Annotated in this window: 18 protein-coding genes; 6 read left to right on the top strand and 12 right to left on the bottom strand. The window is 65.1% G+C overall.

Translation table 11 applies throughout. The annotated features are described in order from the left end of the window. Positions 1 to 107 precede the first annotated feature (107 nt). Together argS and FDT80_RS04470 are read right to left on the bottom strand one after the other, a co-directional pair. On the bottom strand, positions 108 to 1,853 hold the full coding sequence (gene argS / locus FDT80_RS04465) for an arginine--tRNA ligase (RefSeq protein WP_138661010.1): 1,746 nt from the start codon (positions 1,851 to 1,853) through the stop codon (positions 108 to 110). Positions 1,854 to 1,902: 49 nt separating this feature from the next. After that, positions 1,903 to 3,063 (bottom strand): deoxyguanosinetriphosphate triphosphohydrolase, encoded by a 1,161-nt coding sequence (locus FDT80_RS04470; RefSeq protein WP_138661011.1) that lies wholly within the window; start codon positions 3,061 to 3,063, stop codon positions 1,903 to 1,905. A gap of 83 nt (positions 3,064 to 3,146) precedes the next feature. Here FDT80_RS04470 and FDT80_RS04475 point away from each other — a divergent pair, with 83 nt between their 5' ends. Further along, positions 3,147 to 3,470 carry a HesB/IscA family protein gene (locus FDT80_RS04475; protein WP_138661012.1) on the top strand — a complete coding sequence of 108 codons (324 nt, stop codon included), beginning with the start codon at positions 3,147 to 3,149 and terminating at the stop codon, positions 3,468 to 3,470. 66 nt (positions 3,471 to 3,536) lie between these two features. Continuing rightward, a complete protein-coding gene (gene xth, locus FDT80_RS04480) occupies positions 3,537 to 4,319 on the top strand; it encodes an exodeoxyribonuclease III (protein ID WP_138661013.1) in 783 nt (260 codons plus the stop codon). 3 nt (positions 4,320 to 4,322) lie between these two features. Here the strand turns inward: xth and FDT80_RS04485 are convergent, their stop codons facing one another. After that, positions 4,323 to 4,877 carry a hypothetical protein gene (locus FDT80_RS04485; protein WP_138661014.1) on the bottom strand — a complete coding sequence of 185 codons (555 nt, stop codon included), beginning with the start codon at positions 4,875 to 4,877 and terminating at the stop codon, positions 4,323 to 4,325. Between the two features lie 433 nt (positions 4,878 to 5,310). Here FDT80_RS04485 and FDT80_RS04490 point away from each other — a divergent pair, with 433 nt between their 5' ends. Beyond that, on the top strand, positions 5,311 to 6,513 hold the full coding sequence (locus FDT80_RS04490; protein ID WP_138661015.1) for a GAF domain-containing sensor histidine kinase: 1,203 nt from the start codon (positions 5,311 to 5,313) through the stop codon (positions 6,511 to 6,513). Positions 6,514 to 6,520: 7 nt separating this feature from the next. Here FDT80_RS04490 and FDT80_RS04495 read toward each other — a convergent pair whose 3' ends face one another. From FDT80_RS04495 to FDT80_RS04515, 5 genes are all read right to left on the bottom strand, one after another. After that, complete coding sequence (locus FDT80_RS04495) at positions 6,521 to 7,105, bottom strand: HNH endonuclease (protein WP_138661016.1); 585 nt, start codon at positions 7,103 to 7,105, stop codon at positions 6,521 to 6,523. A 202-nt stretch (positions 7,106 to 7,307) separates the two neighbouring features. Continuing rightward, entirely contained in the window at positions 7,308 to 7,802 is a 495-nt protein-coding gene (locus FDT80_RS04500) for a DUF995 domain-containing protein (RefSeq protein WP_138661017.1), read from the bottom strand. Positions 7,803 to 7,898: 96 nt separating this feature from the next. Beyond that, positions 7,899 to 8,564, bottom strand: a complete 666-nt coding sequence (locus FDT80_RS04505) for an alpha/beta hydrolase (protein ID WP_138661018.1) — start codon at positions 8,562 to 8,564, stop codon at positions 7,899 to 7,901. After that, entirely contained in the window at positions 8,561 to 9,193 is a 633-nt protein-coding gene (locus FDT80_RS04510) for a DNA-3-methyladenine glycosylase family protein (RefSeq protein WP_138661019.1), read from the bottom strand. Before FDT80_RS04510 ends, FDT80_RS04505 begins: the two co-directional genes overlap by 4 nt. Continuing rightward, entirely contained in the window at positions 9,190 to 9,924 is a 735-nt protein-coding gene (locus FDT80_RS04515) for a precorrin-6A/cobalt-precorrin-6A reductase (RefSeq protein ID WP_170311785.1), read from the bottom strand. The genes FDT80_RS04510 and FDT80_RS04515 overlap by 4 nt, the downstream gene beginning before the upstream one ends. Before the next feature lie 129 nt (positions 9,925 to 10,053). Here FDT80_RS04515 and FDT80_RS04520 point away from each other — a divergent pair, with 129 nt between their 5' ends. Next, entirely contained in the window at positions 10,054 to 11,262 is a 1,209-nt protein-coding gene (locus FDT80_RS04520; protein ID WP_138661021.1) for an MFS transporter, read from the top strand. Between the two features lie 53 nt (positions 11,263 to 11,315). On the opposite strand, the gene FDT80_RS04525 is transcribed toward FDT80_RS04520, so the two are convergent. From FDT80_RS04525 to cysS, 3 genes are all read right to left on the bottom strand, one after another. Then, complete coding sequence (locus FDT80_RS04525; RefSeq protein WP_138661022.1) at positions 11,316 to 12,089, bottom strand: squalene/phytoene synthase family protein; 774 nt, start codon at positions 12,087 to 12,089, stop codon at positions 11,316 to 11,318. Then, positions 12,089 to 13,705, bottom strand: a complete 1,617-nt coding sequence (gene cimA, locus FDT80_RS04530) for a citramalate synthase (RefSeq protein ID WP_138661023.1) — start codon at positions 13,703 to 13,705, stop codon at positions 12,089 to 12,091. Before cimA ends, FDT80_RS04525 begins: the two co-directional genes overlap by 1 nt. A 132-nt stretch (positions 13,706 to 13,837) precedes the next feature. Beyond that, positions 13,838 to 15,244 carry a cysteine--tRNA ligase gene (cysS, locus tag FDT80_RS04535; RefSeq protein ID WP_138661024.1) on the bottom strand — a complete coding sequence of 469 codons (1,407 nt, stop codon included), beginning with the start codon at positions 15,242 to 15,244 and terminating at the stop codon, positions 13,838 to 13,840. Between the two features lie 236 nt (positions 15,245 to 15,480). On the opposite strand from cysS, the gene FDT80_RS04540 reads away from it, so the two are divergent. Continuing rightward, positions 15,481 to 16,659, top strand: coding sequence for a pyridoxal phosphate-dependent aminotransferase (locus FDT80_RS04540; protein ID WP_138661025.1), 1,179 nt, complete (start codon positions 15,481 to 15,483; stop codon positions 16,657 to 16,659). 100 nt (positions 16,660 to 16,759) lie between these two features. Here the strand turns inward: FDT80_RS04540 and FDT80_RS04545 are convergent, their stop codons facing one another. Beyond that, positions 16,760 to 17,374, bottom strand: a complete 615-nt coding sequence (locus FDT80_RS04545) for an outer membrane protein (protein WP_138661026.1) — start codon at positions 17,372 to 17,374, stop codon at positions 16,760 to 16,762. A 468-nt stretch (positions 17,375 to 17,842) separates the two neighbouring features. Here FDT80_RS04545 and FDT80_RS04555 point away from each other — a divergent pair, with 468 nt between their 5' ends. Next, positions 17,843 to 19,381 carry a trimethylamine methyltransferase family protein gene (locus FDT80_RS04555; protein WP_138661028.1) on the top strand — a complete coding sequence of 513 codons (1,539 nt, stop codon included), beginning with the start codon at positions 17,843 to 17,845 and terminating at the stop codon, positions 19,379 to 19,381. The last annotated feature ends 16 nt before the right edge of the window (positions 19,382 to 19,397 follow it).

Below are 19,397 nucleotides of genomic sequence, written 5' to 3' on the forward strand. Positions count from 1 at the left end.
CAATTCCGGGAGAATTGCACATCTGCCATCTCTGCCTCGCTGCCCGTTGGTGGTACATTGCCACCGGGGTCTGTCCGTCACTTTGCCTGTGCAGCGCGGTGCGATTTCTATCGCATTTCCTGCGCCGGTGTGACCCCGAGAATACCAAGACCCGCCGCGATTACAACGGCAACGGCCCGCGCAAGGGCGATTTTCGCCTGACTGGCCGCGACATCGTCTTCCTGCAGGAACCGCAAGCCCGGCACGTCGTTGCCCTTGTTCCAAAGCCCGTGGAAATCGCCGGCCAGTTCATACAGGTAAAACGCCACGCGATGTGGCTCGTTGCTGCGGGCCGCCGTCTCGACCAGGCGCGGCCATTCGGCCAGCTTGCGGGCCATCGCGATCTCGGCCTCGTGGTCCAGCAGCGCCAGATCCGCCCCGGTCAGCGTCGCATCGTCCACCGCGATGCCCGCCTCGGCGGCCTTGCGCATCACAGAGGCGACGCGCGCATGGGCGTATTGCACGTAGAACACCGGGTTTTCGCGGCTCTGCTCGAGCACCTTGTCGAAATCGAAATCCAGCATCGCGTCGTTCTTGCGCGTGAGCATCACGAAGCGGGTCACATCGGGACCCACCTGGTCCACGACATCGCGCAGGGTGACAAAGGTGCCCGCGCGTTTGGACATCTTGAACGGCTCGCCGTTCTTGAACAGCTTCACAAGCTGGGTGAGCTTGATGTCCAGCGGCACGCGGCCATCCGACAACGCGCTGACCGCCGCCTTCATGCGTTTGACGTATCCGCCGTGATCCGCGCCGAACACGTCGATCAGCATGTCGAATCCGCGCTGCACCTTGTCATAGTGATAGGCGATGTCGGGGGCGAAATAGGTCCATGAGCCATCCGATTTCATCACCGGGCGGTCCACGTCGTCGCCATGCGCGGTGGATTTGAACAGCGTCTGCTGGCGCGGCTCCCAGTCCTCGGGGGTCTTGCCCTTGGGCGGCTCCAGCACGCCTTCGTAGATCAGCCCCTTGGATTTCAGATCCTCCAGCGCCGCCTCGATCTTGCCGGTGCCGTAAAGCGATTTCTCGGAATAGAACACATCCATCTCGACGCCCAGCGCCTTGAGGTCGGCGCGGATCAGATCCATCATCGCCTCGGTGGCGAAATCGCGCACTTCCGCCAGCCAGACGCCCTCGTCCTCATCGACATAGCGCTCGCCCACGGCGCGCATCAGCGCCTCTCCGACCTCGATCAGGTAATCGCCGGGATAGGTGCCGTCGGGAAAGGCCACGACCTGTCCGTGCGCCTCGAGATAGCGCAGGTACACAGACCGGGCCAGCACATCGACCTGCGCGCCACCATCGTTGATGTAGTATTCGCGTGTCACCTCGTAGCCCGCGAAATCCAGCAGGCTGGCCAGGGCGTCGCCAAAGACCGCGCCGCGCGTGTGGCCCACATGCAGCGGCCCGGTCGGGTTGGCGGACACGTATTCGACGTTCACACGCCGCCCCTGCCCCAGCGTGCCGCGCCCGAAATCGGTGCCTTCGGACAGGACGGCCCCGACGACGCCCTGCCACAGGGCATCCGACAGGCGCAGGTTCAAGAAACCCGGTCCGGCCACGTCCACGGCGGTGATCCGGTCATCCTGCGCCAGCGCCCCCGCCAGCGCCTCGGCGATGTCGCGCGGCTTGCGGCCCGCGGGCTTGGCCAGCACCATCGCGGCATTGGTCGCCATGTCGCCATGCGCGGGATCGCGCGGCGGCTCCACCGTGACATTGTCAAAGTTCAGCCCGCCGGGCAGGTCGCCCGCCTGCGTCATCGCAGTCAGAGTGTCGATCACTAGCGCACGGATATCGGCAAAAAGGTTCATGTCTGGTCCTGTCTGGGTCTGGCGCGGTTTAGCATCTTGCCCGCCTACGTCAATTGCCCGCGACCGACAGCTTGCCGTCGCACAGCCGTGCATGTTCCTGCAAGGCAAACCTGTCGGTCATGCCCGCGATGTAATCCAGCACCATCCGCGCAAGCTCGGTCTCGCCCGCGATCTCCTCGACCTCCTTGCGCCACTGCTTGGGCAGTTGGTCGGGATGGGCCATGAAATAGGGAAACAGCTCCTCGATCGCCTGTGTCACCTCGGCGCGCATCCGCACCACGCTGGGCGCGCGGTACATGCGATCGAAGAGAAACTGCCGGATTACCGTCAGATCCTGGAACACCCGGTCGGAAAACCGGATCACGGTGCGCCCTGCCATGCGGATGTCGTTCACCGATTTCGGGTCCAGTTCGGCGAGCCGCTGCTGGGCAAAGACGATGACGTCCTCGACCAGCACCCCGAAAAAGCGGCGCAAGGCCTCGTGCCGGCGGCGGTAGTAGTTCAGGCCGGGGTATTTCCGGTCCACCGCGCCGAAGCAATCCTTGAGGATCGGCAGCTCCGCCAGTTCATCGGTCGAGAAAAGCTCGGCCCGCAGACCGTCATGCAGGTCGTGATGGTTATAGGCCACGTCATCGGCGATCGCCGCCACCTGCGCTTCGCCGCTGGCGTAGGTGTGCAATTCCAGATCGTGGCGCGCGTTGTAGTCCGCCAGCGCCCAGGGCAATTCGCCCGTGACCGGACCATTGTGCTTGGCCAGCCCCTCCAGCGTGTCCCAGGTTAGGTTCAGACCGTCGAATTCGGCGTAGTGCCGCTCCAGGTGGGTGACGATGCGAATGGCCTGCGCGTTGTGATCGAACCCGCCATAGGGCGCCATCAGCACATGCAGCGCGTCTTCTCCGGTGTGGCCAAAGGGCGGATGGCCCAGATCATGCGCCAGCGCCACCGCCTCGGTCAGTTCGGCATTCAGGCCCAGCGCGCCGGCGATGGTGCGCGCCACCTGCGCCACCTCGATCGAATGGGTCAGCCGTGTGCGGTAATAATCGCCTTCGTGTTCGATGAACACCTGCGTCTTGTGCTTCAGCCGCCGAAAGGCCGATGCATGGATGATCCGGTCGCGGTCGCGCTGATAGCATGACCGAAACGTACTTTCCTCCTCCGGCACGAGCCGTCCCCGGGCGCGCGCAGGATCGGAGGCATAGGGTGCCGTCATATCTGGCTGGTCCTTGTGGCCTGTCCTGGGACTTTCTATATTGAAGCGGAGAGCCAATTGAAACCGTCACCCGGAGCACAGCGATGCAATTGCCGCCCAAAGTCACCTTACGTGCCTTCAACCGTCTTGCCGAAATCGGCGCCGCGGGCGAGGGAAAAGCCCTGCGCGTCGCGGTGGAAGGCGGCGGATGTTCGGGGTTTCAGTATGAAATCGCGCTCGACGATCCCCGCGACGACGATCTGGTGCTGGAAGGCGAAGGCCAGAAGGTCGTCGTCGATGCCGTGTCGCTGCCTTTCCTGCAGAACGCCACGATCGACTTCACCGAGGAACTGATCGGCGCGCGTTTCGTGATCGAGAACCCCAACGCCACAAGCGCCTGTGGCTGCGGCACATCCTTTTCGATGTAACCCGCACCTTGCCCCCGCCTCTCAGGTGCGCGATAGCTGGCGCGCATCAAAGCGGAGGGCCCGGACATGAAAATCGCCACCTTCAACATCAACGGCATCAAGGCCCGCGCCGCCGCCCTGCCCAACTGGCTGGACGAGGCGCAGCCCGATGTCGTGCTCTTGCAGGAGATCAAGTCGGTCGATGACGCCTTTCCGCGCGATCTGTTCGAGGACCGCGGCTATAACGTGGAAACCCACGGGCAGAAATCCTTCAACGGCGTGGCGATCCTGTCGAAACTCCCGCTCGAGGACGTGACCCGCGGCCTGCCCGGCGACGACGATGACGACCAGGCCCGCTATATCGAGGCGACGGTGGTGGGCGATCACGCGGCGCTGCGCCTGTGCGGGCTGTACCTGCCCAACGGCAACCCGGCGCCGGGGCCGAAATACGATTACAAACTGGCCTGGATGGAGCGCCTGCGCGCGCGCGCCGCGGCGTTGCTGGCCGAAGAGACACCCTTTGTGATGGCGGGCGATTACAACATCATTCCGCAGGCCGAAGACGCCGCGACCCCCGATGCCTGGCGCGACGATGCGCTGTTCATGCTGCCCAGCCGCGAGGCGTTCCGCAAGATCGTGAACCTTGGCCTGACCGACGCCTTTCGCGCGCGTCAGCAAGGGCCGGGCCACTACAGTTTCTGGGACTACCAGGCAGGCGCCTGGAACCGCAACAACGGTATCCGCATCGACCACCTGCTGCTGAGCCCGGCAGCCGCCGACATGCTGACCGATTGCCAGATCGACCGCGAGATACGCGGCCGCGACAAGCCGTCCGACCACGTCCCAGTCTGGGTGGACCTGGCGGTCTGACCCCTAAAGGACGGTATAGACCGCCTCGTTGCGCACCTGCCATCCACCCGACGTGCCCATCATCGGGTTCGCCTTGATGTTCTTCGACACGCCAAGGCTGCTCTTGGACACAAAGTAATGATCCACCTCGCTTGAGGTCGCGACGCAAAACAGCAGGGTCGATCCGTCCACGCCGGGATAGCTCGTCAGCTTGCCGGTCGTATCGTAGTCCGCCACAAGCTCGTTCCCGCTCGCGCTCATCAAGGCCGCGTAGGCCTCTCGTTGCGAGGTGTCTGTATTGGTGTCCACGTGACCGGCCGTCAGGGCGCCATCCTTCTTGAACAGCGTCATGACGCAGCCGGTGAATTCGCCGCTGATGGCTTCCTGCCCGCCAAGCGTCACCTGATTGATCATGCCGGACCGATACGGCAGGATCCGCACCTTTTTCATCGTGCCCAAGTCCTGCCGCGTCGCGGCGTCGAAAAATTCGATCACCATCGACCCGCCGACCGGCAGCACGCGGTAGCACCCGTCAAACGCGGGCCGGCCGGAATTCACCAGTTCCGCTAGCCCCATCATCTTGGCGCCCTTGCTAAGATATTTTTTCAACATTTCAGACCCAATCCCTCTTGTTCAAATAATCCGGAGCCGCCCGGCAGCGCCGTTACTATGCGTGGCGCGGGCCAATGGGGCAAGGATCGCGTGACCTGGCAGGCAAGCGGGCCTTGCACCGACGGCCCGAACGGGCGGCCATGCGCGCCGCGCCGTCCCGAACAGGGGGCAAAAGAGGCGCCGCACTGCGTTCCCCGGCGGCGAGGCACCCCATGCGCGGTTCGCGCCGGGGGCTGCCTCCTGCCCCTCCTATCTTTTGTGGCTTGTTTACAACAGATTAGCGATACTTATTTGGCCACCGGAGCGTGAAACAATCGCCTCATTTCCGCCTAGATTGCTCACTATCTGAACGTTAACGGACAAGAGCAACACGTCCGGCAGGCAGAAAAGGAAGCCCCCCATGCGAACATACCCGGTCCCCTTCAACGAAGACGCGCGCGTGATGGCGGTTCAACAGGTCCCCGGGTTGACGCGCGACAACGACGTTCTGTTCGATACCATCTGCACCGCTGCCGCGACGCTGCTCGACTGCCCGATCGCACATATCAGCGTGGTCGAGGAAAACACCCAATGGTACAAATCGGTCGTCGGGATCGACTTGGGCGAAATGCCCAAGAACAACTCGTTCTGCACGCATACGATCATGGCGGGCACGCCCATGGTCGTCCCCGACCTGAGCAAGGATCCGAAATTCATGGAACACCCGATGGTTGCCGAAGGCGGACCGCAGGCGCGTTTCTATGCCGGCGTGCCGCTGATCCTGTCCTCCGGGTTCCGGTTCGGCAGCCTGTGCGTGCTGGATCTGGCCCCGCACGACATGCCATCTGCCAAGGACCTCGCCACGCTCGAGGAGCTGGGCCGCACCGTTGTCGCCGCCCTTGAAAAAGCGCCTGCCAAGCCCGCAAGCGCGGTGGATGCATCGTGTCAGGATACGTTCCTCACGCTGGTGGGCCATGAGTTGCGCACGCCGCTGACCATCGTGCACGGGGCGCTCAGGCTGCTGGATGCGCGGCTTCAGGATCCGCTCGACAAGAAGCTGGCCAGCAGTTCCGCCAAGGCAAGCGAACACCTGTCCAAGCTGATCGCCTCGATCCTGAAATTCAGCGATACGCGCACCGGCGAGTTGAAGCTCAACGAAGACGCCACCGACCTTGGCGCGCTGATCGCCGATCTGCATCTCGATCACACCGCCGCCCTCACAGAGGCCGGAAAAACCCTGACCGCACCGGTTTGCACCGTGCCCCAGCAGCTTGTCCTCGACCGCGAGCACATCAAGATCTGCATCACCTCGCTGCTGCTGAACGCGGTGCTTCACGGCGGGCAGACCATCGACATCGCCTTAACCTACGACAAGGACGGCAACGTCGAGATCGCGATCTCGGACGATGGCAACCTGGAAGACAGCGTTGAACTGGCAGAGCTTTACAAGCCCTTTACCGTCGGCGGCGACCTGTCGAAACGCGGCACGAGCGGCGGGCTTGGTCTGGGTCTGCCGTTGACGCGCAGGCTGATCGAGCTTCATGGCGGCGAATTCGAGGTCATAACCGGCCGCGCGCGCACGACCGCGCTGATGCGCTTGCCGAAATGGCGGCTCGTGAACTGACAGGCGCTCACGCCTCCAATTCGGCATCCCAGTACAAGAAATCCATCCAGCTTTCGTGCAGGTGCCCCGGCGGGAACTTGCGGCCCATGTTGCGCAACTCCTCCGCCCCCGGCTGGCGCGGCGGCTTGCGCAGGTTCATCCCCGTGCGGTGCAGCGGCTTGGCCCCCTTGCGCAGGTTGCACGGGCTGCAGGCCGCAACCACGTTCTGCCAGCTTGTCACCCCGCCACTGGCGCGCGGCACCACATGGTCGAACGTCAGATCGCCCCGGCTGCCGCAATACTGACAGCGGAATTCGTCCCTCAGAAATAAATTAAAGCGCGTGAAGGCCACGCGCTTTTGAGGTTTTACATAGTCTTTGAGGACAACGACCGACGGGATCCTGATCTCGGTACTGGGCGACCTGACGACCTCGTCGTATTCCGCGACGATGTCCACCCGGTCGAGCCACTTGGCCTTGACCGCCTCCTGCCAGGGCCACAGCGACAGCGGATAATAGGACAAGGGCCGGTAATCCGCGTTGAGCACCAGCGCGGGCCTGTGCCGCAAGCTGCCGGGGTTGCGTGTGAAATCCGTTCTGAAATCGCCGTCCATGTCTGCGGTCACCCTCTGCCCACCCGAGCCGAACATGCCCCCGAGGCCCACCATCTGGACCGGTCAGGGATGATTGGACTATATCTCGTGGTTTCGCTCTGGCAAGCCTTTGCGCACGACGACTTGTCGCAGGGTATATAAGCACATGATGCAGCGATCGAAAGACAGCCAACCTGTCCGCAACGCGCGGTCGCGCCCGGTCTTAGCTGCCGACCCGGGGCAGACCCATCTCGGCCTGCTTGCGGCGATAGAGGCGCATGACCCTGTTGCCCTCCACGATCTGGCTTTGGTCAAGCCGATACCAGCGTTCGTCCTTGGGATCGAATTGCCAGATCTGCCCGTTCTCCGCGCGGGCGTGTTGCCAGCACGTCTTGACGGGCGTCGTCACGGCGCCCTCCGCGCCGGGTGACATCCAATCCGCCCAAAAACACAGCGATGCATCGTCGGTGACGTACCACACGCCATCCGCGAGCCCCTCGTCCGTGGCGGCCACCACGTTTCCGTGCAATCCCCAATAGGCCCCACCCCGGCCCCAGGTCCAGGTGTTGCCACGATAGATGTCGCGGATCGTTTCGGGGTTCACGGACCGTTTCAGACGGATTTCCCTGTCGGCCCAGCCCGCTGCGGGACAGACCGACAGGGCCAGAACAAAGGCTGTCGTCAGGCGCAGGGCGGCCATGCTTTTTCCAAGGTACATCTATAAATCCTCCGGTATGACACTGCCGAAATTCTACACGAACCACGGGCTACGTCATGCTAATCAAAGGATAATCAACCCCAGGTGGCGGCCAGGCTACAGCCCCAACTTGTCGCGCATGAACGCCAGAGCGACCGACAGGCCATCGGGGGCGATCCCGTGACCGGTGCCTTTCATGATATGCGCGAACACATCCTGCCAGCCCGCCTCCTGCAGGGCCTGGGCGGCCTGCGGCAGGGACTGTGGCGGCACCACGTCGTCGGCATCGCCGTGCACCAGCAGCACCGGCGGGCGCACGACCGCGTCGTCGGCCAGCGTTTCGGGCGACAACAGGCGGCCCGAAAACGCCACCACGCCCGCCACGGCATCCTCGCGCCGGGGCGCGACGTGCAGCGCCATCATCGTTCCCTGTGAAAAGCCGAACAGCACAACCTGTTCGGGCAGCACGTCCTCGTCCACCATCAGTGCATCGAGAAACGCGTTCAGGTCGTCGGCGGCCTGCATCAACCCGCGCTCGGCCTCCTCCTCGGAGGAATTGTCGATCCACGGGATCGGGAACCACTGGAACCCGAAGGGCGCGCCGGCGCAGGCCTCGGGCGCGTCGGGGGCCACGAACAGGGTGTCGGGCAAATGTTCGCTCAAGGGATCGGCCAACCCCAGAAGGTCGGCCCCGTTGGCCCCGTAGCCATGCAGGAAGACGACGACCGACCGTGTCTCGCCCGATTCAGCCTCGCGCCGTTCGGCGTTCAAAACCCGTGTCATAAGATACCTTCCCTGTTCTTGGTCACGCGGTAGTACGAAAAGAGCGCCCGCGCCGCAACCGACCGCCACGGCGACCAGTCTTCGGCCATCGCGCGCAGCGCGCCTTCGCCGGGGCGCGCGGGCAGATCGAAGAGCACGCGCGCGGCCTCTCGCAGGGCCAGATCGCCGGGCGCAAAGACATCCGCGCGCCCAAGCGCGAACATGGCATAGACCTCGGCCGTCCAGACACCGATGCCGGGCACCTTGGTCAGCGTGGCGACAACCTCGCCGTCGGGGGCGTGACGCAGTGCCGGATAGTCGATCCCCGCCGCGGCCAGCGCATGCGCGTAGCGCGCCTTGGACCGGCTGAGGCCAAGAGCGCGCAGGTCGTCGGTGCCGGCGGCCGCGACGGCCTGCGGCGTGGTCATGCCCGCGCCCTCGATCCGGGTCCAGATCGCGGCGGCGGCGGCGGTGCTGACCTGCTGGCTGACGATCTTGGCCAGCAGCGCCGCAAAGCCGTCGGGCCCACGCCGCAGCGGCCAGGGCCCGGTGGCTTGCAGTGCATGGGCAAAGCGGGGCTCGTGCCGGACCAGCCAGGCGGTGCCTTCGCGCAGGTCGGCTTCGGTTTCGATAATCCGGCCCGGGGTCATTCGGTGGCCCAGGCGATGGCATCGCGGGCCGTCGCGAAACAGGGCGCCCCCCGCGGCGGGGCGGGCCGTTGGATCATCAGCACATCGATGCCCAGCGCGCGCGCCGCGTCCACCTTGGCCCGGCTGGCCGCGCCGCCGACGTTGCGACAGATCAGCGTGTCGATCCGCAGTTCGCGAAACAGCGCCTCTTCGTCGGCCTGCACGAAGGGCGGCGTGCCCGCGACATAGCGCATGAAGGCGTAGGGCGGCGCATCGCCCCCCGGATCGACGCGGCGCAGGAATACCACCGCACCGGCGAAATCGGCGTATTGTGCAACCGATCCGCGCCCGGTGTTGGAAAAGACGCGCGCGCCCGCGGGCACCCTGCGGGCGGCCTCGGCCACATCGTCCGCGGCTGTCCACTGGTCGTCCGCCCCGGGCTGCCAGGCCGGGCGCAGCACGCGGGCATAGGGAATGCCGTGATCCGCACAGACCTGCGCCGCACGACCGCTCAGCGCCGCGTCAAATGCGTGGCTTGCGTCGATGACGCGTGTGATCCCCTGCCCCTTGAGAAACGCGAGGACAGCAGCTTCATCGCCGAAATCGCCGGGATAATCGGGCACCCGCAACGGGCTCATGCCGCGCTCGGGTTCGGGCAGGGTCGCGACCACGTCGAGCCCCTTGGCCGACAGGCTTTCCGAGATTTCATGCGCTTCGCGCGCACCCGCCATGACAAGAAGTCTGTGTTTCACATTCATCATCGCGACCTTAATGCGCATCGTCCGGTGCGCAAGGGCGCGATCGCCGGGATCAAAAAATGTGTGGATACAATCATGGGTCTTGCCCCTGCGCGCGCCGCGCCTTACCCCCACGTCATGGACATGCATGACGATAGCCGCGCCAAGCGCAACGTAATGGTTCTGGTACTGGCGCAGGCCATTCTGGGATCGCAGATGCCGATGATTTTCGTCATCGGAGGGCTGGCGGGGCAATCGCTGGCCACCAACGTCTGCTTCGCCACGCTGCCGATTTCGCTGATCGTCCTGGGGTCGATGCTGTCGGCGACGCCGATCTCGGCGATCATGCAGCGCTATGGCCGTCGCACCGGGTTCCTGGTGGGCACGATGGGTGGCGCGCTTGGCGGCGCGATCGGGGCCTACGGGCTTTACCTCGCGTCCTTTCCGATGTTCCTCGCGGGGAGCTTCCTGACCGGCATCTACATGTCGGCGCAAGGCTTCTACCGCTTTGCCGCCGCCGATACCGCGTCGGAAGACTACCGCCCCAAGGCGATTTCCTATGTCATGGCCGGCGGGCTGGTGTCGGCCATCATCGGCCCGCAGGTCGTCAAGCTGACCAGCGACGCCTACGTGGTACCCTTCCTTGGCACCTATCTCGCGGTGATCGGCGTCAACCTGATCGGGTCGCTGCTGTTTTTCTTCATCGACATTCCGAAACCGCCGGTGCCCGCCCATGACGCGCCCCGCGGCCGCACCCGGTGGGAGCTTTTGACCACCCCGCGCATCGCCGTCGCGGTGATCTGCGGCATGGTCTCCTACGCGCTGATGAACCTCGTGATGACATCGACGCCGCTGGCCGTGGTCGGCTGCGGCTATGACAAGGCGAACGCGGCGGACGTGGTCACCGGGCACGTGCTGGCGATGTTCGCGCCGTCGTTCTTTACCGGGCACCTGATCGCGCGCTTTGGAGTGGAGCGGATCATGGGGCTGGGGCTGCTGATCCTCGCGGGCGCGGGCGCGGTGGCGCTCAGCGGTGTCGATCTGGGGCATTTCTTCGTGGCGCTGATCCTGCTGGGGCTGGGCTGGAATTTCGGCTTCATCGGCGCGACGACGATGCTGGCGGGTGCGCATGCTCCGCACGAGCGGGGCCGGATGCAGGGTTTGAACGATTTGCTGGTGTTCGGCGGGGTCACGCTGGCCTCGCTCGCCTCGGGCGGGTTGATGAACTGCTCTGGCGGCAGCGCGCAGGCGGGTTGGGCCGCGGTCAATATCGCGATGGTGCCCTTCCTCGTTCTGGCGGGGGGCGCGTTGATCTGGCTGGTCTTGCGCCCGCGCGGCATCCAGGAGGCCTGACCCGCCGCGATCCCTCGACCCGATTCAGGTCGCAAGTCCGCTTCGGGCCAAGCCTACCACCGACCCGTCAGCGCCGACCACGCAAGGCCGGGGCCACCCGCGGAGGGCTGCGGCAGGGCGCCCGACGCCACGCGGCGCGGATCGGCGATCGCGGCCCTGAGCACGGCATCCGCATGACCGACAGCCAGCAGCGCGGGCCGGGCGGACCTGGACACGGCAGCACGGTTGCCCCGCGCACGGGTCAGACGGTCCAGCGCGGCGCGCGCCAGCGATCTCACGCCCTCGGTTGTGCCATCGACCAGCGGAACGCGGCCGCGCGCCTCAAGCTCGGGAACGGCCAGAAGCCAGTTCGCCACGCCCGCACCATAGCCCGCGTCGCGCACCACGCGTTCTTCGGCGGGGCCCAACGCGCCGGCCGCGACCCACATCAGGCCGCCTGCGGTCTCGTCGATGTAGCGGTCGAAATGGGCCTGGTCCTCGAAGGCATCTTTGTAGATATCCCAACGCCTTGCCGCCACCAGCGTATCCAGCACCTGAGCTTGCGCGCCGGTGATCGCGCGGGCCAGCGGGGTCGCAACCTCGTGGCGGCGCACCGGGCCACCGGCCGTGATTTCCTCGCAGACATCGCGCCACCATTGCAGGCGCATCTCGGCGATCATCGGCTCCTGCGTGACCCAGGGCGCGCGCGCCGCCTCGATGTTGAAGGCATAGAGCGGAAACAGCACCGCACGCGCGGCGACGGGCGCGGCCATGACACTGCGGAACCGGGGCGGATCCGCCTTTTCGACCATGGCCGCACAAGCGATCAGATCGTCGTCGAACTGCATCAGGCGGACGCTCCGTCGCGCACCAGTTTCCAGCGGATCGCGTCGAGCAGCGCCTCGAACGACGCATCCACGATATTGGCGCTGACGCCGACGGTGGACCAGCGGCGCCCCTCGCCGTCTTCTGAATCGATGATGACGCGCGTCACGGCCTCGGTCCCGCCCTGCGTGATGCGGACCTTGAAATCGACCAGCCGCATGTCGTCGATCACCGCCTGATAGCGGCCCAGATCCTTGGCCAGAGCCTTGCTCAGCGCGTTGACGGGGCCACGATCACTGCCGGTCTCGTCCATGCTCTCGCTTACCGACAGCTTCTTCTCGCCATCGACCTTCACCACCACGACGGCCTCGGACAGGCTGACCATCCTGTTGTATTTGTTCTTGCGCCGCTCGACGGTCACGCGGTAGCGCTTCACCTCGAAAAACGTCGGCAACTGCCCCAGCGCCTCGCGCGCCAAAAGCTCGAAGCTGGCCTGCGCGGTGTCATAGGCGTAGCCTTCGGCCTCGCGCGCCTTGATCCGTTCAAGGATCACGCCCAGCGTCGGGTCCTTGGGATCGACGGTCAGGCCCGCGCGCTCCAACCGCTCGCGCAGGTTCGACTGCCCCGCCTGGTTGGACATCGGGATGATCCGCGCGTTGCCCACCGACGCAGGGTCGATATGCTCGTAGGTGGTGGGGTCCTTGGCGATGGCGCTGGCGTGCAGCCCGGCCTTGTGCGCAAAGGCCGACGCCCCGACAAAGGCTGCCTGTTTCATCGGCACCCGGTTCAGGATCTCGTCCAGCATCCTGCTGATCCGGGTCAGGCCGCGCAGGGCGTCGCGGCTGATCCCAGTGGTGAGCGTGCCGGCATAGGGCTCTTTCAGCAGCAGGATCGGGATCAGCGCGGTCAGGTTGGCGTTGCCGCACCGCTCGCCCAGACCGTTGAGCGTGCCCTGCACCTGACGCGCGCCGGCATCGACGGCGGCCAGCGTGCAGGCCACAGCGTTTTCGGTGTCGTTGTGGGTGTGGATGCCGATGCGGTCGCCGGGGATGCCCGCCGCGATGACCTCGGCCGTGATCCGCCCCACTTCGGCGGGCATGGTGCCGCCGTTGGTGTCGCACAGCACGATCCAGCGCGCGCCCGCCGCATAGGCGGCCTTGACCGCCTCAAGCGCGTAGTCCGGGTTGGCGCGGTAACCGTCAAAGAAGTGCTCGGCGTCGAACAGGGCCTCGCGCCCCTGGGCCACGACATGCGCGACGGAACGGGCGATGTTGTCGGTATTCTCTGCCAGCCCGATGCCAAGGGCGGTCGCGACGTGGAAATCATGCGTCTTGCCCACCAGGCAGACGGCCCGCGTGCCCGCGTTCAGCACCGCCGCCAGAACGTCGTCGTTCTCCGCCGACAGTCCGGCGCGTTTCGTCATGCCAAAGGCGGTGATCGTGGCGCGGGTGTCAGGCGCGGCATCGAAGAACGCGCTGTCGGTCGGGTTGGCGCCGGGCCAGCCGCCTTCGATATAGTCGACGCCCAGCGCGTCGAGCGCAGTGGCGATGGCCTGTTTCTCGGCGGTGGAGAACTGCACGCCCTGCGTCTGCTGCCCGTCGCGCAGCGTGGTGTCATAAAGGTACAGGCGGTCAGTCACGGGCGGCCCTCCGCAACGCGGGTTGATCCGACGATGACTGCGACACCGCGCGGCACGGACCCAAGGCCCGGACTTGCCCCGGACAGTCCCGACCGATCTCGTGGGTGCTGCCCTGTGTGCGATGAGGGGCGATCATTTCAGGGCGTCCAGTTTTTCAAGATCGACAGCATCTCCCAATTGCCAGGTTGAGCCGTCTTTCGTATCGACAATCAAAATTCCGGCCTTTGAAAAGACATCACGGATCCTGTCCGCCTCTGCGAAATCCTTTTTCCTCTTCGCTTCGGCCCTCCGCTCCGCCCATGCATCGATCTTACTGGCGACAATCGGATCAATACCAATTGCCAGCGAGCCACTGTTTACCGTTCTCGACAAGGCCCAGTCCGGAATACTTTCGCCCATCAGCCCAAGAAACTTGAGGCCGCTTCGAAGCGCATTGGTCTCTGCTTTCGATGCGAAGCCATGCAGCTCGGTTAAGACACCAGAAGTGTTAAGGTCTTCCGACAAAAGAGCAATAATGCTGTCAGGTAGCTGCGTATCTGAAGCATGTTCAGCAATTTCATACCACTTGCGCAGCGTGCGCTCCGCCTCCGCCCGCTTTCGTTCGGTCCAATCCATCGGTTTGCGGTAATGCGTCGACAGCATCACAAAGCGGATCACCTCGCCCGGCACGCCCTGGTCCAGAAGATCGCGCACGGTAAAGAAGTTGCCCAGCGACTTCGACATCTTCTTGCCCTCGACCTGCAACATCTCGTTGTGCATCCAGACGTTGGCAAACCCCGCGCCCGGATGCGCACAGCAGCTTTGCGCGATCTCGTTTTCGTGGTGTGGAAACATCAGGTCGTTGCCGCCGCCGTGAATGTCGAATTCCGCGCCCAAGAGCTCATGGGCCATGGCCGAACATTCGATATGCCAGCCGGGCCGCCCCCGTCCCCAAGGGCTGTCCCAACCGGGCGTATCCGCGTCCGATGGCTTCCACAGCACGAAATCCATCGGGTTGCGCTTGTAGGGCGCGACCTCGACCCGCGCGCCCGCGATCATGTCGTCGATGGACCGGCCCGACAGCCTGCCGTAATCGGCATAACTCTCGACCGCAAAGAGCACATGGCCCTCGGCCTCGTAGGCGTGGCCCTTTGCGATCAGATCCTCGATCATCGCCACCATCTGCGGGATATACTGCGTCGCGCGCGGCATGTGCGTGGGCTCAAGCGCGCCGACGGCGGCCATATCGTCCAGAAACCACTGCGTCGTCTCGGCGGTGATGTCGGCAATGTCACGCCCGCTGGCGGCGGCGCGCGCGTTGATCTTGTCGTCCACATCCGTGAAGTTGCGCACATAGGTCACGTGATCCGCCCCGTAGGTCTGCCGCAGCAGGCGGTAGAGCACATCGAACACGATCACGGGCCGGGCGTTGCCCAGATGCGCCCGGTCATAGACCGTGGGCCCGCAGACATACATGCGCACGTTTCCCGGATCGATCGGCGCGAACGCCTCCTTCCGGCGGGTGCGGGTGTTGTACAGCGTGATCTGGGGCGTCGTCATGGATAGGCGTCCTCGCGCGAAGGGTCTGGCGCGGGCATAGCAATCTCAGGTCAGAATGGAAACGACGCAAAGGACCGGCCCGCTGGGGTGGATCAGCAGGGAATGCAGCAGCAAATGAGGGGCGTGTACGTCATGGCCGCGACTTTGCCCTCAGCCGCGGGCCGAGGTCAAGCATGATTGACGAATCGCGGCCGCTCTGCGCCCCTGCGCGCCTGACCCGGAAAGGAGACCGCGCCATGCATCTGTCCAAACGTATCACGACCCTGACCGGTGGCGGATCGGACGGCTGGGATGTGTTCAACCGCGCCCGCGCGATGATCGCTGCGGGCACGGCCGTGACCGAGCTGACAATCGGCGAACACGACATCCGCACCGCCGCGCCGATTCTGCAGGACATGCACGCCAGCGCCATGGGCGGTCACACCGGCTATGCCTCGGTTCCGGGCACCGCCGCGTTGCGCGACACGGTGGCCCGGCGGATCGCGGCGCGGACCGGCGTGCCCACGACACGCGACAACGTGATGATCACACCGGGCGGACAGGCGGCGCTGTTCGCGGCCCACGCCGCCGTCTGCGATCCGGGCGATACCGCGCTCTACCTCGATCCGTATTATGCCACCTATCCCGGCACGATCCGGGGGGTCAGCGCGCTGCCCCGCGCGGTGCGGACCCGGGCCGAGGATGCCTTTCAGCCCCGCGCCGGCGATATCGCGGAACACGCACCCGGCGCGCGGTCGCTGCTGATCAATTCACCCAACAATCCCACCGGTGTCGTCTATTCGCGCGCCACGCTGGAGGGAATCGCGCGGGTCTGCGCCGATCACGACCTCTGGCTGATCTCGGACGAGGTCTATGACACCCAAGTCTGGGAGGGCGAACACATCAGCCCGCGCGCCCTGCCCGGCATGGCCGAGCGGACGCTGGTGGTCGGATCCATGTCGAAAAGCCACGCCATGACCGGGTCGCGCTGCGGCTGGATCGTCGGTCCGGCGGAGGTCGTCGCGCACCTGATCAATCTTGCGACCCATACCACCTACGGCGTGCCCGGTTTCATCCAGGATGCCAGCCGCGACGCGCTTGCGCGCGGTCCCGCCTTCGAAGAGGAGATCGCCGCGCCCTTCCGGCGCCGTCGCGCGCTGGCGCGCAGGCTGCTGGCGGGGCAGAACGCCGTGCGGCTCGTGCCCGCACAGGGGGCGATGTATTTGATGCTGGATATCCGCGCGACCGGGCTGAGCGGCGATGGGTTCGCCAATGCCTTGCTCGATGCGCACCACATTGCCGTTATGCCGGGAGAAAGCTTTGGCCAGGCGGCGGCGGGCCATATCCGTGTTGCCATGACCATCGAGGATACCGCGTTCCAGTCGGCCCTGCGGACGGTCATCGAATTCGCCCAGAGACACGCCAAAGCGGCCTGACCCGCTGACCGGCTGACCGGCTGACCGGCGCAGATGATGCATCGCATGAAAAAGGGCGCGGATTTCTCCGCGCCCTTTGAATTTTGCGTAACGTGACGTCTTAGAAGCGGAAAGACGCGCGCACGGTGAAGGTGTCTGCATCGGCGTCGAAGCCGGCGTTGTCACCCAGGTCGCTGAATTCGTGGTGCAGGTATTCGCCGGTCATCACGAACTGGTCGGTCAACTGGTAAGAATAGCCCAGACCGAGGAAGGCGCCCGTGTCGTCACCGACGGTGGTATTGACGCGTGCGGCACCTGCCGTCGCATAGACCATCGAGCGGCCAAGGTCGTAGCCGGCCTTCAGCTTGAGGCGGGTCACATCATCCACGGTCTGACCGATGGGCGCGCCGCCGGCTTCCAGATCGACGTCCAGCTTGTCGTAGTCGAGTTCGCCGCCAACAACCCACTGACCGAAGTCGTAGTTGTAACCAAGGTGCAGACCGTATGTGCCGTTGTCACCCTCGACGCCGTCCAGGGCGTCATCGCCGCTGACGTCCGCATAGCCAAGCTGCAGACCGCCGTAAAAGCCGCCCCACTCGCCGCCGACGTTCTGCACCACGACGGGTGCCGGGGGCGGTGCGTCCACGATTGGCTCGGCCAATGTGCCCGCGAATGCCGGGACCGACGTTGTTGCTGCGACTGCAGCGGCTGCTGCGTATGTCCATGTCTTTTTCATGTTTTAATCCTCAAAGTTAGCAGTTTGCGCGGGGAATGCCGCACGTGCATAATTGCCTAACTACTCTCGGTGGCATTTGGTTCAATTGATATTCGTCATCCGAGGCGTCAATAAGCCAAACTCTGCCGACCTGCGGCGGAATCGCGCTGACATAATTCCATAAACTCCCGCCACATGGCTACCATTTGCCGCGATCGGCCAGTCGATCGGCAAAATGCCGCTGACTGTTGCAATAGCGCAGCGTTCTTTCAAAAGCGACATCGGTCGCAAACAGGCAAGACAGGCCTCCGGCGACGGGACAGCGTGGAAAAAACGCATGGGACCGTTTATGCAGGCTGTTTCGTCCAAGATCGCATTGGTGACCCGCACCATCGGGGCGGACAGGGGGCGTGCGGCCCGTGGCAGGCCGCAATCGCGCAAGTCAGAATTTTGCCTTTTGCCCTAGCCATTCATCGACGGACCCACATCATGACAGACCAGACCAAGATCCGCAGCGGTGGCCGCGCCGCGCGCCGTGCCGCCCGGGCCGCCCCCCTGCCCGATCACATGCGCCCCGTGCGGGCCGGATTGACCGGGGGCGCCTACAGACCGCTGACCGCCGACGGAATGGACAGGATCCACGCCGCGGTGCTGGACGCGCTGGAACAGATCGGGCTTGCCGACGCGCCGCCCTCCGGCGTGGCCTACCTGACGGGGGCCGGCGCGAGCCTTGGCACCGACGGTCGCCTGCGCTTTCCCCGCACCCTGATCGAGGACACGATCGCGCGCGCCAACCGGTCCATCACCCTGATGGGCCGCGATCCGGCGCATGACATGGAATTGTCGGGCGCACGCGTGCATTACGGCACCGCCGGGGCCGCCGTGCATCTGGTCGAGGTCGATGGCCGCACCTACCGCGAATGCGGGGTGCAGGACCTGCACGATGCGGCCCGCATCGCCGATACGCTCGACAACATCCACTTTCTGCAGCGTCCGATGGTCTGCCGCGATATTTCCGACAACCTCGAGATGGACCTGAACACGATCTACGCCTGCTGTTCGGGCACCACCAAACACGTCGGTGTTTCCTTTACCGATCCGTCCTATGTGGCGCAGGCGGCCGAGATGCTGCACATGATCGCGGGCGGAGAGGACAAATGGCGCGCGCGGCCCTTCATCAGCAATTCCAACTGCTTTGTCGTGCCGCCGATGAAATTCGCCACCGAATCCTGCCTGGTGATGGAGGAATGCATCCGCCACGGCATCCCGGTGCTCTTGTTGTCGGCGGGCATGGCCGGGGCCACCGCGCCCTCCACCGTGGCGGGCGCGATCGTGCAGGCGCTGGCCGAATGCCTGGCGGGGCTGGTCTATGTCAACGCGGTGCAACCCGGCCATCCTGCGATCTTCGGAACATGGCCCTTCGGACTGGACCTGCGGTCGGGGGCGATGACCGGCGGATCCGGCGAACAGGCGTTGCTGACCGCGGGCTGCGCGCAGATGCACAAGTATTACGACCTGCCGGGCGGCGCCGCCGCCGGCATAGCCGATTCCAAGCTGCCCGACATGCAGGCCGGATGGGAGCAGATGTGCTCGAACGTGACGGCCGGGCTCTCGGGGCTCAATATGGTCTACGAAGCCGCGGGCATGCATGCATCCCTGCTGGGCTTTTGCCACGAATCCCTCATCCTCGGCGACGACCTGATCGGCCAGGCGCTGCGCTGCGTGCGCGGGATCGAGGTGACGGAGGAGACGCTGGCGCTCGATCAGATGCGCGCGGTCTGCATGGGCGGTCCGGGGCACTATCTGGGCACCGAACAGACGCTGGGCCGGATGGAGACGGATCACGTCTATCCCCGGCTGGGCGACCGCACGTCGCCCAAGGAATGGAGCGAACTGGGCAAACCCGACCTTCTGGCCAAGGCGACTGCCCGCAAGGCAGAGATCCTGAGCCGGCGCAGCGCGGCGGCCTTCGATCCTGCGTTGGACAAGGCGCTGCGCGAGCGCTTCGTCATCCATCTGCCGCGATAGGCGTGCTGCGCAAAAT

The sequence above is a fragment of the Sulfitobacter sabulilitoris genome (genome assembly GCF_005887615.1).
GTDB classification, from domain to species: domain Bacteria; phylum Pseudomonadota; class Alphaproteobacteria; order Rhodobacterales; family Rhodobacteraceae; genus Sulfitobacter_E; species Sulfitobacter_E sabulilitoris.